Raw genomic sequence first — 13,808 nt, forward strand, 5'->3', positions numbered from 1 at the left:
CAGTAGAGCCAACACCGACACCAACAGAAACAGTAGAGCCTACACCGACACCAACAGAAACAGTAGAGCCACACCAACACCGACAGAGACAGTAGAGCCAACACCGACACCAACAGAAACAGTAGAGCCAACACCGACACCAACAGAGACAGTACAGCCTACACCTACACCAACGCCAACAAATGATGGCGGAGGCGGCGGTGGCGGTGGCGGCGGTGGTGGAGGATATGTACCTTCAACACCAACACCGACAGCTACACCAACAGCTACGCCGACGTCGACACCAACAGAGATTGTAGAGCCTACACCAACTGATATGCCTGGTGCGAATGGTGGAGAACATAGAGCGTACTTGAGAGGATATCCGGATGGAAGCTTTATGCCTGAAAGGAATATAACAAGAGCTGAAGCAGCAGTAATCTTTGCTAAGCTTCTTGGGGCTGATGAAAGCTTTGGAGCTCAGTATACAAGTCCATACTCCGATTTGAATGATACTCACTGGGCAGCATGGGCAATCAAGTATGCATCGAGCCAAGGCTTGTTTAAGGGATATCCGGACGGTACGTTTAAGCCGGATCAGAACATAACAAGAGCGGAATTTGCAACTGTTGTACTTGAGTTCCTGAAGATCGTTAAGGGTCAGGAATTGATAAGTAAAATTGCAACAATAGATATAAGTAAACCGAAGTTTGATGATTGTATCGGACATTGGGCACAGAAGAACATAGAAATATTGACTAGCCTGGGTTACATTAGTGGATATCCTGACGGAACGTTCAAGCCGCAAAACTTCATAAAACGTTCCGAAAGCGTAGCACTAATTAACAGAGCATTGGAGAGAGGTCCGCTTAATGGAGCGCCGAAGACCTTCCCTGATGTTGACGAATCATACTGGGCATTCAAAGATATAGCAGAAGGTGCTCTTGACCACAAGTACATCATTGATGAAGACAAGAAAGAGGTTCTTGTGGAGATACTTGAGAAGTAATAAATTGATATGACCTAATTTAAAGCTGTTGCGTCTAAGATTAAATTCTTTTGCGCAACAGCTTTTTCATATTCAAAAATAGGAACGGAAATTGGATACGAATTGCTTCGAAAACAAGAGATTATTTGTAAAATGACTTGAAACATTGGCAAAACTAATTTATAATTAAATATATAAAAGATAATTTTATTAAGCATATATATAGACTAAAATATGCTCTATTAGTTATTGTAATCGATTTATTTTCTGGGGAGGAATTGTTGTGCATTGCGATATTTGATAATCTTTTCTTATCAGAATTCAAAAGATAATTTCCAAATAATTATTTTCAAAGATGCATATTCATAGTTTACCAGCTTTTATTCCCGCTATTGTTACAGTCTATTCAATCCAATTACAAAATTAAAAATAGTTGTTGTAAGTATTAATAGAAATTAACTGATGCGATTGGGAAGTTGTAATCCCGATATTAAATCAATATTTTCAAATTATATATACGAATAGTGCAGAATGCACAATGTAAGTAATAAAAACGATGGAGGCTATTGCCTTCATTAAAATATATTCAATAAAAATATTGGGGGTGTTGAATGAACAATAAAAAGAATTAAAGATAATGTTTGAAAGTATGATATCATTGGGGGGGTTTTATGAAAAAAAACAATGCATTATCATTAGCTGCAATAATAGTGCTGCTTCTAACCAGTCTATTTACAAACATAAGTTATGCAGAAAATTCAAGTATATCAATGGAGCTTGATAAGACAAAAGTCAATGTAGGCGACATAATTATAGCTACAATAAAGATAGACAATATCAATAACTTCTGTGGATATCAGATAAACATAAAATATGATCCGTCGGTCTTGCAGGCAATCAATCCTTTGACAGGAAAACCGATAACAAGCAGTGGCGAAATGCCGGTAGTAGACGGGACATTATTGAATGGGGACTACGGAACTATGCCAATTGCTGCAAATGATGTTAGCAAGGGAATTCTAAACTTTGGCAATACGTATCTCTATACAGATGACTACAAGGCCAGTGGAAAACCTGAAAAAACCGGGACTATTGGGAAAATAGGATTCAAAGCACTAAAGCCAGGTAACACAAGTATTAAATTTGAAAACACATCTGCTATGCCTGACGCAAAAGATGGAACTAACCTTTATGATTGGAACACATATATGATAACAGATTATGATGTGATTCAACCCGACATGATCACAATAACCGAATCTTTGCCGGATGATGCTTATATTGCTTTAGAGCTAGACAAAACTGAAGTAAAAGTAGGAGATATAGTTGTTGCAACGGTAAGAGCAAACAACCTGACCAACCTGGCAGGTATTCAGATAAACATGAAATATGATCCGGAAGTATTGCAAGCAGTTGATCCAATAACAGGAAATGCTTTTGGAGCCAGAACAGGACTTGTGGGAGCAGAACTGATTGCAAATACGAAATATTCTCCACAGAAAATAATAGAAAATAAAATAGATTCCGGTATAATAAATTATGCCTGCACATACTTAAGTTTACCTCTGTACAGGGAATCGGGAGAGTCAGAAGACACTGGAATAATTGGAAAGGTAGGATTTAAGGTACTTGAAGCCAAGGAAACGACAGTAAAACTGGAGAATGCAGGATCCATGCCGAACTCGGTAGATGGTACTTATGCATTTGATTGGTACGGCAACCTCATGAAAGGATATAAGGTTATACAACCAAGTAAAATTACTGTTATTTCAGAACCCGATCCAACACCGACAGCAACACCAACAGCAACACCAACAGCAACACCGACAGCAACACCAACAGCAACACCGACAGCAACACCAACAGCAACACCGACAGCAACACCAACAGCAACACCAACAATAACACCGAGCCCTACTCCAACACTTCAGACACCGGTGATAACACAAGGACGTATTTCTATAATACTTGATAAGACAGAGGCAAAAGTGGGGATATTATAACAGCAACAGTAAGGATTGATAACATTAAGAATTTCGGTGGATTCCAAGTAAACATCAAATACGATCCGAAAATGCTGCAAGCTGTTGATCCTCAGACAAAGAATGCCTTTACTGCAAGAACAATGCCGACGGGCGCAACTATATTGATAAATGATGAATATCAGCCAATGTATTTTGTTGCAAATGATATTTCCAAGGGTATATTGAATTTTGGCAGAACCTATACTTATATGGGAGACTACAGAGCTGCCGGAAAGCCTGAAGAGTCGGGAATTCTTGCTAAAATAGGATTTAAAGTGCTTAAAGAGGGCAGTACAAATATCAAGTTTGAAGACACAATTACTATGCCTGATGCAAAAAAAGGAACATTTGTATTTGACTGGTATTCAGAAAAAATAGGTTATTATGACGTGATTCAGCCTGGCAAGATTACAATAGTAAACGTAACACCGACAGCAACTGTCACACCTACGGATTCAACCGGCGATGGAGGCGGTCCGGGTGGAGGCGGCCCTGGTGGTGGAGGTCCGGGCGGCGGTGTTGTTAATCCTTCATCTTCACCAACACCTACACCGACACCTACTCCTACCAAAAAGCCAAATCCAACGGAAATAGTAGAACCCGACCCTGATATACCGGCGGCTGTGGGAGTACATTATTCATATTTGACAGGATATCCGGATAAATTGTTCAGGCCTGAAAGAGTATTACAAGGGCTGAAGCGGCTGTGATTTTGCAACTTATGGGAGCTGATGAGAATACAAAGATAGACTATAATGTTTCGTACAAAGATTTGGATAGCTCTCACTGGGCAAATTGGGCAATCAAATATGTGTCATACAAGAAGTTGTTTACCGGTTATCCCGATGGAACGTTCAAGCCAAATCAGAACATAACAAGAGCTGAATTTTCAACTGTTGTATTCAAGCTCCTTGTGTCTGAGAAAGGCCTTAAAGAAAATAAGATTGAGAAGTTCAAATTTGACGATTCAAAGGGTCACTGGGCACAACAATTCATTGAACAGCTATCGGATCTTGGCTACATTAACGGATATCCGGACGGCAGCTTTAGGCCTGATAACAATATCAAACGTTCCGAAAGTGTTGCGATGATAAACAGAGCTATGGGAAGAGGCCCATTGTATGGTGCACCTCAGACGTTTGATGATGTTCCTGAAACACACTGGGCTTTCAAGGACATTGCAGAGGGCGTACTTAGCCACAGATTCAAGCTGGATGAACAAGGTAAAGAGCAATTGTTGGAGATAATCGAGAAATAAAAAATATATTGAAATGTTTGTAATTATAATTAATTATTTTGGGAGGATAAAGTATGAAAAAACTAAAAAGAATTTTAGCAGTACTAACAATTTTGGCTATACTTGCAGGTATTAATATGTGTACATTTGTTTCCTTGGCACAATCCGACGCTATGCAAGTAATTATTGGCAATGCAAGGCAAGACCGGGTGAAAGGATTGAAGTACCGATAAATATTAAAAATGTTCCTGAAAACGCAGTGGCAAATATTGACTTTGAACTTCAGTATGATGCTGAACTCTTAGAAATAATAGATATAAAGCCAGGAGACTTGGTAAAAAGTCCTTCGGAAAGCTTTGACTACAATGTTTTGGATAGTGAAGAGATCATAGTTATTTTATATGCAGAAGCTACCGGTAGGGGGACCGAATCGATAAAAACGGATGGCGTATTATGTACGATAGTGCTGGAAGTAAGTAAAGATGCAAAGCCCGGGACAAGTCGAATTAAACTTGTGAACTTAGGAGGTGTTGCTGACAATACTCTGAGAGAAATATATACTGAAGTTATAGACGGCAAAGTGGAAATTATGGAAGCGTCCGCTCCGGCGGCAACGCCTACACCGGGCTCATCAGAAACAGCGAAGCCGACAAATGCACCAACACAGGATCCCGGTACCGGTTCTTCCGGAACACCACAAAGCACACCAAAGGTAACAGATTCGCCAAAACCTTCAACCACACCGAATACAACAGAGCAACCGGTTGAAGATATACCGCAAAGCGGTGCTGTTGGTAAGCATACACCTTTCCTTAGAGGATATCCGGGTGGATTGTTCAAGCCGGAGAATAACATTACAAGAGCTGAAGCTGCAGTTATCTTTGCAAAACTTTCAGGCGCGGATGAAAACAGTGCAAAAAACAATTCTTCTATTAGTTTTAAAGATTTAAAAGACACCCACTGGGCGGCATGGGCTATAAAATATGTTACTGAGGAGAAACTGTTTGGTGGTTATCCGGATGGAACCTTTATGCCGGACAAGATTATAACAAGGCTGAATTTGCAACAGTTACATACAAATTCCTTGAAAAGCTCGGAAAGATCGGAGAAGTGCCGGATGTTAAAGTCGAATTAAAGGACATAGAAGGGCACTGGGCTAAAAATTATATTGAAACATTAGTTGCTAAAGGTTATGTAAAAGGCTATCCGGATGAGACCTTCAGACCTCAGGCAAGCATTAAGAGATCGGAGTCTGTAGCACTAATTAACAGATCCCTTGAAAGAGGCCCGCTAAACGGTGCAGTTCTTGAATTTACAGATGTACCTGTGAACTACTGGGCATATAAAGACATCGCAGAAGGTGTAATTCATCACAGTTATACAATTGATGAAAAGGGACAGGAAGTAATGGTTGAGAAGCTGGATTAACTAGTCTTACTACAATATAATTAAATAAAAGCTTGCTACATCGAGTTACTTCACTTTTGCTCTTCCGTTTCATTCTAAAAGGTCAATAAAAGCTCGGGACATCGAGTCCCTTCGCTTTTGCCTCTTTCATTTCATTCCAAGAGGCCAAAAAAGGGCTCAGAAAGCTAAAATGCTTTCTGAGCTTTTTAAATTTAACCGGGCTCTGTTCTTATGGAGGTATAAACTTAATTAATATTCCTCTAATTTTTCATGATTCTTGTTGAAATCCCTGTTGTCAAAATAGCTTGTCCTCAGGGTAGAGCCAAAGGTGGAATCGACATTAATCCATCTTTTTTCTTCAGAAATATATATTTCATTCCAGGCATGCAGTTCATTGCCATAGGTACCTATGAAATTACCTTTTATCATCTTTACCTGAAGTCCCGAAGCACGGCCCAAGGCAGCAACAAGAGCCGAGTAATCGTAACACACGCCTTTCTTTGTTTCGAGAGTATTAAGGGCACCATAGATATTATCAAAGTTTTTATTAATTTGTCTTAGGTATTTATCATAATCATATCTAATATTATTGACAACCCAATTATAAATGTTTTCAGCCTTTTCCCTGTCGGTTTTGGCGTCCTTGGTTAATTCTTGAGCCAAAGCAATTATATCTTCATTATTGCTTTCAACATGGAGGGTAGGCACTGTAAACCTGTTTACTTCAACAGTGTTTTCAACAAACACAGTCGGTCCAAAGGTATATACTCTATCTTTCTTATGAACCAGGACGGAAACTTGATATTTACCCTTTCCGTCTATAAGCCAAATTTCTTCGTTGAATTTGCCGTCAACAAGCTTTACCTCATACCAACGCTGAATATCGTCCTTGATAATAAGGATTTTGATTAAACTGTTAACGGTTTCACCTGTTAATGTAACTTTTCCTTCAACATCTGATGGGATTTTTTGGAGGGAAACTCCGTTGGACTTTATGTATTCGGTGATTGTAGTGGTTACGGCAAATCCTGCATTTGTAAAGATGATAACGGTTAAGACGAGCATAATGATACTACTTACTATCTTTTTCATAAAAAATTCCTCCCTTTTTTGGTAACTCAGCCGTCATGGTTTGGAGTCCCAAACCGAAGACCTGTAGCTTTGCGTCCTCAATTTTCATTGAGTTTGCCTTTATCGAAAGGGCTAAGGATGTTATTTTGAAATTGTGACAAGAAAGTAAATAAACTGTAGAAACAATGAGTCGATACGAAAGTAGATTATAAAGTAAACAATAAGCAATAATAAAGCTCTGAATGGGTATACCAAACAGAGCTATAAAGATCTGTGATCCTATAACTTTTGGCAACCCGACTGTCATAGTGTCTCCACCTTAGACTCGTGGCTTTGCGTCTCTACCTTTCGATAGATTTGCCTTTTGCAAAAGCTCAATATGCAATTTTATCTAATTTTATTATACACCAAAATAAGTATGATTTCAATCACTTTTAATAAAATATGGACTTTTTGTTGTCTTTTTAATGAAAAATTAGAACTTTTCTTACCGGGTATCGTCTAATTAATAGGATAGAAAAAAAGCAGAGGAATATCAAGGTATTTATGTCTAACCGGCATATTTGGAATATTTGGAGGGAACGTAAGGATGAACGGATATAACTTTACCGAAATCGGAATGCTTGTGGGAGCTGCTGTAGGTGGCATACTTTCGGTAATAGGTTTTATACTTTGGCACAGTACCGTAACTTTTTCTTTTGCCTTTGTTGGAATAACTTTGGGAATTTTGGGAGGAAGTATTATTGACAAGAGATCCGTAAAATAGCATACAAAGAATAAATCTTTTCGTTATTGAAAATACTATATGTACATAATTTTATGTAAAGGAGTGTCACACCATAAGTAGCGATAAAATTCTAGACCTGCTTCAGGAGGTAGAACGCCTGGAGGGAGAAGTATGCAATATAGGAACTGTGTTTACGGAAATCCTGAAGGATGAAATCAATGCAAATGATCAGCAAAGACTTTATAATGGGGTAAAAAGACTCATAAAAAATATTCCCAAGAGAAAAGAGGGATAGAGACCCTCGACGAATTTATAAGGGTTTTAAGCGGAGGAGCGTCGTTGGAGGAATTATTGCAAATCACAAAAGATGAAGCACAAAACCCTACTATCTCTACAGAACTTACTGTGGATGACAGTTGCTACAGGGGAGAAAATATTTCACCCGACTAGACGGAGCCGGGTTTTGGTCCGAAGTACTGATAATAATCCACCTTAATGTTTCCATTATAGAATTTGCGCTTTTTGTCGGCTTTTTTGCCATAAAGGCGTTCAAAATTTTCCGATGGGGTAATTATGTATTTTGACCAGGTATCATACCTGGAGAATACTTTTCCCATGTCCCTGTTTATTATCTCAACTTCATGTTGCTCGCTAATCCTTTCACCGTAGGGAGGGTTGCATATTATTACTCCGTAATCCTCCTTTATACGAATGTTCCTGAAGTCACTGACGTAAAATTCAATACAATCGTCAACACCTGCCAAATAGGCATTTTCCTTTGCCAGTTCAATAGCATCGGGATTTATATCGGAAGCATGGATTTTGAGTTTTATATCCTGATCAATTGCCTTAAGTGCAGCAACTCTTTCCTGTTTCCATATATCTTTGCCTATGGACGGCCATTCCTCAGAAGCAAAGGTTCTGTTAATTCCTGGAGCAATGTTTCGCCCGATGAGAGCTGCTTCAATGGGAATAGTACCGGAACCGCAAAAGCAATCGAGCAGAGGCTTGCTTTTATTCCAATAGCTTATCGTTATCATAGCTGAAGCAAGAGTTTCCTTTATAGGAGCCTCGACATTTTTTTCCCTGTAGCCTCTTTTGTGCAGGGCTGTACCGCTTGTATCAATGGTCAAAGTTGCGATATCTTTATGAAGGGATACCTGTATGGTGTATTCAGGTCCGTTTTCCTCAAACCACTCTACATGATATTTGGACTTTAGCTTTTCCACTACAGCTTTTTTTACAATTGCCTGACAATCGGATATACTAAAAAGCTTTGATTTCACAGATTTGCCCAAAACGGTAAATTTGCCGTCTTGGGTTATCCATTCTTCCCAAGGAAGGGCAAAAGTCTTGGTGAAAAGTTCGTCAAAGGTCAAAGCTTCAAATTCACCTATTTTAAGTAATACCCTGTCGGCACATCTAAGCCAGAGATTTGCCCGGGGAATACTCGATATATCACCTTTAAACATTATTTTGCCGTTATCAACGGTTACATCCTTAAAACCAAGTTTTATTACCTCGGATTTTACGGCGGACTCTACGCCGGCTGCTGCTGTTGCTATAAGTTCAACTTCTTTCATTATTCCTCCACCTAAATATATAAACTTCTAAATCAATAATTATTTTTAGCGAATAAAAACATAACATAAATCAAAACTTAGGATTGCCAATAGTAATAGAATCAATTCAAACCTACTTGTTGAATTTTTTATACGATTTTCTGGCATTGTCAAGGACATTTACGCCGATGGAGGTGATTTTCTCCAACATAATCTTGTCCTCAACCTTTTTTACAGCCTTTTCCATAAGGCTCTGAAAGGTTTTTCCGTCATGGGGAAAGGTTACACAGACGGCATAATAGTAATCGTCATAGTCTATATTCAGACTGGTTAGTCCATTTCTTACGTTGCCCTGGATTTTTTCAAGAACCTTTTGGGCACCGGACGCATTGGTAAAAGGCAATATGACAAGGATATCCCTATTTGCATTAAGAATAGCCGTATCCGTAGACCGCAGCGAAAGCTTCACCTTTTCAATTGCTATATTTTGTATTTTGTCTTGAACCTCCGGGGACAGTTCCGAGGATTGCTCCGAGGATTCTTTTTTTAAGCTGACCGGAGCCATAAGAATCACAGACAGGTTTTGACCCGCCCTTGAGGCTACTTTGAACTCTTTGGATATGTAGTCCTCAATAGACATTGAGATAACATGCGCGCTGTCAAATTCATATCTGAAGCGCTGCCAAATTTTTAACACGCTTCTTACTGAATTCTCAAGGCGTTTGGTCGAGTAAGGCTTTAAAATATAGTCACTTACTTTAAACTTGAGTGCGGCATGGCGATAGCCTGCATTGTCCGACTTTGTGGCAATAATAATGGGGGTATTGGCGGTCTTTGAATTGTTTCTGATTGCCGACAACACTTCAAGGCCTTCTCTTTCTATCGGAAAGGCTATATCCATAATTATCAGAGTTATAGAGTCCAGGTCTTCTAAAATACTGTAAAATTTTTTTAGACTGTCAACCTCTATAAAACTGTATTCTCCGATATTGTCGAATATAATTTTGGTTTTTTCCCTCTCATATTCGGAGTAATCAATAAGTAATATAGTACCATCCATTATTTTATACCCTTACTTTCGTTTATTTAATAAATATATATAAATTAATTTTAAACACAATTTTTCAATAAATAACAGATACTTAGATTTATCGATCTTTACTTTAGAGAATTTTTCTGCTTTGAAGAAAAACTTGCTCAATGATGTTTATTATATTCTTATTTTATATTAAAATATATTTGTAAATACATAGTATTAAAAATTTAGCAGTACGGTAGAAAGGAAAAATAATATGCTGTTAAAGGTTAGGAAATCAAAAGTTACTGGCAATATCAGGATTCCGGGTTCAAAGTCCCACACAATAAGAGCTTTGTTTTTCGCAAGTCTTGCCGAGGGCAAGTCCGAAATCCAAAGTCCTCTGATATCGGATGATGCATTATCCGCTGTAGCGGTTTGCAGAGCTTTGGGGGCTAAAATTGAGCAAGGAGACGATAAGTATTTTGTAGAAGGGTTTGGAGGAAACCCTGTCACTCCTGAAGATGTAATTAATGTCGGCAATTCGGGCACTACACTCCGTTTTGGAGTAATGACAGCTGCTTTGGGTGATGGGTGTTCGGTCTTTACAGGAGATTGGCAGATAAGACAAAGACCTTTAGGGCCCTTGCTTTGTGCTATAAACAACCTTGGTGCACAGGCTTATTCTACCAGAAACAATGGAAAGGCGCCTGTGGTTGTAAAAGGGAAACTTAAAGGAGGAAGGACAGAGCTTGATTCCGTTACATCTCAATATCTTTCATCAATACTGATTAACTCACCTCTTCTTCCTGCGGATACCGAATTAATTATCACAAGGCTTAATGAGATTCCCTATGTGGATATAACTTTGTGGTGGCTGGACAAACTGGGAATAAATTATGAAAATCATGATTACAAGGCCTTTTACATAAAAGGCGGGCAGCGTTACAACTCCTTAAATGTAACCATACCCGGCGATTTTTCTTCGGCAACCTTTTTTGCTGTTCAGGCTGCAATATCGGGAGAGGAGTTTGTACTGGACAATCTGGATATGACCGATCCCCAGGGAGACAAGCAAGTTTTTTCGATACTTGAGGATATGGGAGCTAAGGTAAAAGTAGAAGGAAAAAGTGTCAGAATTAGAGGCTGTGAGCTTACGGGAAGAGAAATAGATATGAATGCAATACCCGATGCGTTGCCGGCTATGGCAGTTGCAGGATGCTTTGCAAAAGGAGAGACAAGACTTGTAAATGTACCTCAGGCTAGGATTAAGGAAACTGACAGGATTCATGTGATGTGTGAGCAACTGAAAAAGATGGGGGCAGATATAAGGGAGCTCGAAGACGGGCTTGTAATAAGGGAAAGCAAATTGAAAGGATGTAAATTGGAAGGATACGGTGACCACCGTATAGTCATGTCTCTAGCTATAGCAGGATTAAATGCAGAGGGAGAAACTACCATTGATACGGCAGAGGCGGTTAATGTCACTTTTCCGGATTTTATAACTTTTTTATCCCAATCCGGTGCCGATATATCCACTTGTGGATGAGAGTTACAAAAAAATAGTATTATTTTATAAAGTTTTATATTATAATGTAAAATATAAGGAGTAATTTTGGGAGAGAGATTACAAAGATGTATGACAGTATTTTAATATTATTTGTATTTAAAGCGGGGTAATGAAATGAAAGGTGAGATTTCAGTTTTAATTGCCGATGATAATGTTGAGTTTGCAAAGCTGTTGAAAGAATACATGAACCAGTATGAAGACATAGAAGTTTTGGAACTTGCAAAAGACGGATTGCAGGCTATAGAAATGATTATATCAAAAAAACCCGACGTGGTTGTGCTTGATATTATTATGCCTAATCTGGACGGTTTGGGGGTTTTGGAGAGGCTATCCACTATGCAGCTCGAATACAGGCCTATCTTTATTATACTATCAGCGATTGGGCAGGATGTATTTGTGCAAAGAGCGGTTAATCTCGGAGCAGAGTATTATATAATCAAACCTTTTGATGTTGAAGTGCTAGTTACAAGGATAAGACAGCTATATAGGGAAAAGTCAACGTCTGTTTTCTCGAACAAGCCGATTATCAAGAATTCTGAACTGTTGAGCGGCAATGTAGATAGAAACTATGACCTTGAAGTCGAAGTGACCAATTTGATGCATGAGGTGGGTATTCCTCCCCATATGGCTGGTTATCAGTATCTTCGCGAGGCTATAATACAAACTGTAAAAAATTCAAAGGTTTTTACGTCTATAACAAAAACTTTATACCCTGCTGTTGCTGAAAAGTACAACACTACTCCTCAAAAAGTCGAGCGCGCTATCAGGAATGCCATCGAGAGTGCCTGGGCAAGGGGAAATCCCGATACTGTGGATGCGTTGTTCGGATACACTATTAATTACAGTAAAGGCAAACCTACAAATTCAGAATGTATTGCTATGATGGCCGATAAGATAAGAATAACTATGGGCTTGAGGCCATAAACAGTTTTCGGAAAACAAACCAAGCTAAAAGACCGTATTAATCTAAAAGACCTGTCCTAAGACAGGTCTTTTAATAAATATAATTTATTACTTGTTAACGATGTCCTTTAATCCTTTTCCTGCTTTAAATACAGGAGCTTTGGATGCGGGGATTGTGATTTCTTCTTTTGTTTGAGGGTTTCTTCCCTTTCTTGCAGCTCTGTTTTTAACTTCAAAAGTACCAAAACCAACTAGAACTACTTTATCACCATTTTTAAGAGCTTCTTCAACAGAGGCGATAAAAGCATTCAAAGCAGCTTCACTGTTTTTTTTGCTTAAACCTGATTTCGAAGCAATTGAGTTTACTAATTCAGTTTTGTTCATGTACACAACCTCCTAAATTTGGAATTCGACAATATTTTATAATGAAAATCGCGTAAAGTCAAGCAATTACGAATAATTTAATGGTATAAATCAAATTTTTTTGTAAAAAATCAATTATTAATTGCATAATTGTATATTCTGTTGTATAATATATGGCCCAACTTGTAAAGAATACAGTAAATTTATCCAATTCCTGCCTGAGGTATGACATGAATTTCAACTTTATTTAGCAGACTTTTTAACTCATTGTAAAAATTATTTTCTTTGTGATCGTTAGGAGACTCTCCCATTACAATGTGGGTAATTTTGTTCTCATTTACAAAATCAACTATAGTTTGGACTATATTATCGGATTTTAGCACCGAAAGGTTGGCACCGACCGATTTTGATATTTTAAACAAATATTCTAAAGCTTCTCCTTCTTTTATGTTGTCTAAAAAATTCCATTCGTTTTTTGCAACATGTATGACAAAGAGTTCGCCCCTCAATTCGTTTCTTAAATCTGCGGCTTTTAATATCAGTCTTTCGCAAGTAATCTGCTGTGTTACACAAACTAAAATGTTCTCAGGAGAACTCAAGACAAAAACCCCTTTCATAAGATGCTTTTAAAATAAATACAGATAATATGTAATGAAATATATATTTTACATTTTGCAGCGCTAAACTTTGCCTAATGTTTTATAAATCGGCGCTTTGTCAGCACAATATTTATATGCGATTTATATAGCCAAAATTAGTAAAGTTTAATGCAACAAATGGTTTGGTAGGCAATTTAAAAGCAGCCCTCATACTTTTATTATATCAGAGAAGCTCAAAAAAGTCTTATGTATTTATTAAAAATGTTTGACGAATCTTTTTGTCTGTTTACTTGCAAAATGGACTTTAGTGTACTAGAATTAAACTTGCCGGAATCAAAGCTGGTAAGTTTAAGAAACAAGAGG

14 protein-coding genes and 2 riboswitches are annotated in these 13,808 nt (G+C 38.2%); of the genes, 9 read left to right on the forward strand and 5 right to left on the reverse strand.

The genetic code is table 11. The features are described 5' to 3' along the window. The 6 genes from JCM21531_RS11370 to JCM21531_RS23855 all read left to right on the forward strand — a co-directional run. On the forward strand, positions 1 to 988 hold a 988-nt coding region (locus JCM21531_RS11370; protein ID WP_131464466.1), incomplete at its 5' end, for an S-layer homology domain-containing protein. Positions 989 to 1,638: 650 nt separating this feature from the next. Further along, the gene (locus JCM21531_RS19300; protein ID WP_054847089.1) at positions 1,639 to 2,970 is read left to right on the forward strand and encodes a cohesin domain-containing protein; all 1,332 of its coding nucleotides are present in this window, start codon (positions 1,639 to 1,641) and stop codon (positions 2,968 to 2,970) included. 23 nt (positions 2,971 to 2,993) lie between these two features. Next, on the forward strand, positions 2,994 to 3,701 hold the full coding sequence (locus JCM21531_RS23845; RefSeq protein ID WP_279379047.1) for a cohesin domain-containing protein: 708 nt from the start codon (positions 2,994 to 2,996) through the stop codon (positions 3,699 to 3,701). 11 nt (positions 3,702 to 3,712) lie between these two features. Then, positions 3,713 to 4,249 (forward strand): S-layer homology domain-containing protein, encoded by a 537-nt coding sequence (locus tag JCM21531_RS23850; RefSeq protein WP_173400186.1) that lies wholly within the window; start codon positions 3,713 to 3,715, stop codon positions 4,247 to 4,249. 118 nt (positions 4,250 to 4,367) lie between these two features. Beyond that, on the forward strand, positions 4,368 to 5,363 hold the full coding sequence (locus JCM21531_RS11380) for a cohesin domain-containing protein (protein WP_279379044.1): 996 nt from the start codon (positions 4,368 to 4,370) through the stop codon (positions 5,361 to 5,363). Next, positions 5,339 to 5,656: an S-layer homology domain-containing protein gene (locus tag JCM21531_RS23855; protein WP_279379045.1), complete on the forward strand. Its 318-nt coding sequence runs from the start codon at positions 5,339 to 5,341 to the stop codon at positions 5,654 to 5,656. The genes JCM21531_RS11380 and JCM21531_RS23855 overlap by 25 nt, the downstream gene beginning before the upstream one ends. A 228-nt stretch (positions 5,657 to 5,884) precedes the next feature. On the opposite strand, the gene JCM21531_RS11385 is transcribed toward JCM21531_RS23855, so the two are convergent. Then, positions 5,885 to 6,727, reverse strand: a complete 843-nt coding sequence (locus JCM21531_RS11385; RefSeq protein WP_038289990.1) for a transglutaminase-like domain-containing protein — start codon at positions 6,725 to 6,727, stop codon at positions 5,885 to 5,887. Positions 6,728 to 6,744: 17 nt separating this feature from the next. Then, positions 6,745 to 6,835: riboswitch (cyclic di-GMP riboswitch) on the reverse strand. Positions 6,836 to 6,993: 158 nt separating this feature from the next. Beyond that, a riboswitch (cyclic di-GMP riboswitch) is annotated at positions 6,994 to 7,078 on the reverse strand. 217 nt (positions 7,079 to 7,295) lie between these two features. On the opposite strand from JCM21531_RS11385, the gene JCM21531_RS19315 reads away from it, so the two are divergent. Next, the gene (locus JCM21531_RS19315) at positions 7,296 to 7,472 is read left to right on the forward strand and encodes a hypothetical protein (RefSeq protein WP_173400187.1); all 177 of its coding nucleotides are present in this window, start codon (positions 7,296 to 7,298) and stop codon (positions 7,470 to 7,472) included. A gap of 407 nt (positions 7,473 to 7,879) precedes the next feature. Here the strand turns inward: JCM21531_RS19315 and JCM21531_RS11400 are convergent, their stop codons facing one another. Beyond that, positions 7,880 to 9,016, reverse strand: coding sequence for a THUMP domain-containing class I SAM-dependent RNA methyltransferase (locus JCM21531_RS11400; RefSeq protein WP_038289995.1), 1,137 nt, complete (start codon positions 9,014 to 9,016; stop codon positions 7,880 to 7,882). A 112-nt stretch (positions 9,017 to 9,128) separates the two neighbouring features. Next, positions 9,129 to 10,055: a response regulator gene (locus JCM21531_RS11405; protein WP_038289998.1), complete on the reverse strand. Its 927-nt coding sequence runs from the start codon at positions 10,053 to 10,055 to the stop codon at positions 9,129 to 9,131. 232 nt (positions 10,056 to 10,287) lie between these two features. Here JCM21531_RS11405 and aroA point away from each other — a divergent pair, with 232 nt between their 5' ends. Both aroA and spo0A read left to right on the forward strand, forming a co-directional pair. Beyond that, positions 10,288 to 11,559 (forward strand): 3-phosphoshikimate 1-carboxyvinyltransferase, encoded by a 1,272-nt coding sequence (gene aroA / locus JCM21531_RS11410; protein ID WP_038290001.1) that lies wholly within the window; start codon positions 10,288 to 10,290, stop codon positions 11,557 to 11,559. A gap of 135 nt (positions 11,560 to 11,694) precedes the next feature. After that, positions 11,695 to 12,504, forward strand: a complete 810-nt coding sequence (gene spo0A, locus JCM21531_RS11415) for a sporulation transcription factor Spo0A (protein ID WP_038290004.1) — start codon at positions 11,695 to 11,697, stop codon at positions 12,502 to 12,504. An 87-nt stretch (positions 12,505 to 12,591) separates the two neighbouring features. Here spo0A and hbs read toward each other — a convergent pair whose 3' ends face one another. Then, positions 12,592 to 12,867, reverse strand: a complete 276-nt coding sequence (hbs, locus tag JCM21531_RS11420; RefSeq protein ID WP_038290007.1) for a non-specific DNA-binding protein Hbs — start codon at positions 12,865 to 12,867, stop codon at positions 12,592 to 12,594. A gap of 182 nt (positions 12,868 to 13,049) precedes the next feature. Continuing rightward, a complete protein-coding gene (locus tag JCM21531_RS11425) occupies positions 13,050 to 13,463 on the reverse strand; it encodes an adenine nucleotide alpha hydrolase family protein (protein WP_173400188.1) in 414 nt (137 codons plus the stop codon). Positions 13,464 to 13,808 lie beyond the last annotated feature (345 nt).

This window comes from Acetivibrio straminisolvens JCM 21531 (assembly GCF_000521465.1).
GTDB lineage: Bacteria > Bacillota > Clostridia > Acetivibrionales > Acetivibrionaceae > Hungateiclostridium > Hungateiclostridium straminisolvens.

Bases quoted from the DNA above. Each gene is read 5' to 3' on its own strand.
- JCM21531_RS11400 (WP_038289995.1), bottom strand. From the start codon at position 9,016: ATGAAAGAAGTTGAACTTATAGCAACAGCAGCAGCCGGCGTAGAGTCC.
- spo0A (WP_038290004.1), top strand. From the start codon at position 11,695: ATGAAAGGTGAGATTTCAGTTTTAATTGCCGATGATAATGTTGAGTTT.
- JCM21531_RS11425 (WP_173400188.1), bottom strand. From the start codon at position 13,463: ATGAAAGGGGTTTTTGTCTTGAGTTCTCCTGAGAACATTTTAGTTTGT.
- JCM21531_RS19300 (WP_054847089.1), top strand. From the start codon at position 1,639: ATGAAAAAAAACAATGCATTATCATTAGCTGCAATAATAGTGCTGCTT.
- aroA (WP_038290001.1), top strand. From the start codon at position 10,288: ATGCTGTTAAAGGTTAGGAAATCAAAAGTTACTGGCAATATCAGGATT.
- JCM21531_RS11385 (WP_038289990.1), bottom strand. From the start codon at position 6,727: ATGAAAAAGATAGTAAGTAGTATCATTATGCTCGTCTTAACCGTTATC.
- JCM21531_RS23850 (WP_173400186.1), top strand. From the start codon at position 3,713: ATGGGAGCTGATGAGAATACAAAGATAGACTATAATGTTTCGTACAAA.
- JCM21531_RS11405 (WP_038289998.1), bottom strand. From the start codon at position 10,055: ATGGATGGTACTATATTACTTATTGATTACTCCGAATATGAGAGGGAA.
- JCM21531_RS19315 (WP_173400187.1), top strand. From the start codon at position 7,296: ATGAACGGATATAACTTTACCGAAATCGGAATGCTTGTGGGAGCTGCT.
- hbs (WP_038290007.1), bottom strand. From the start codon at position 12,867: ATGAACAAAACTGAATTAGTAAACTCAATTGCTTCGAAATCAGGTTTA.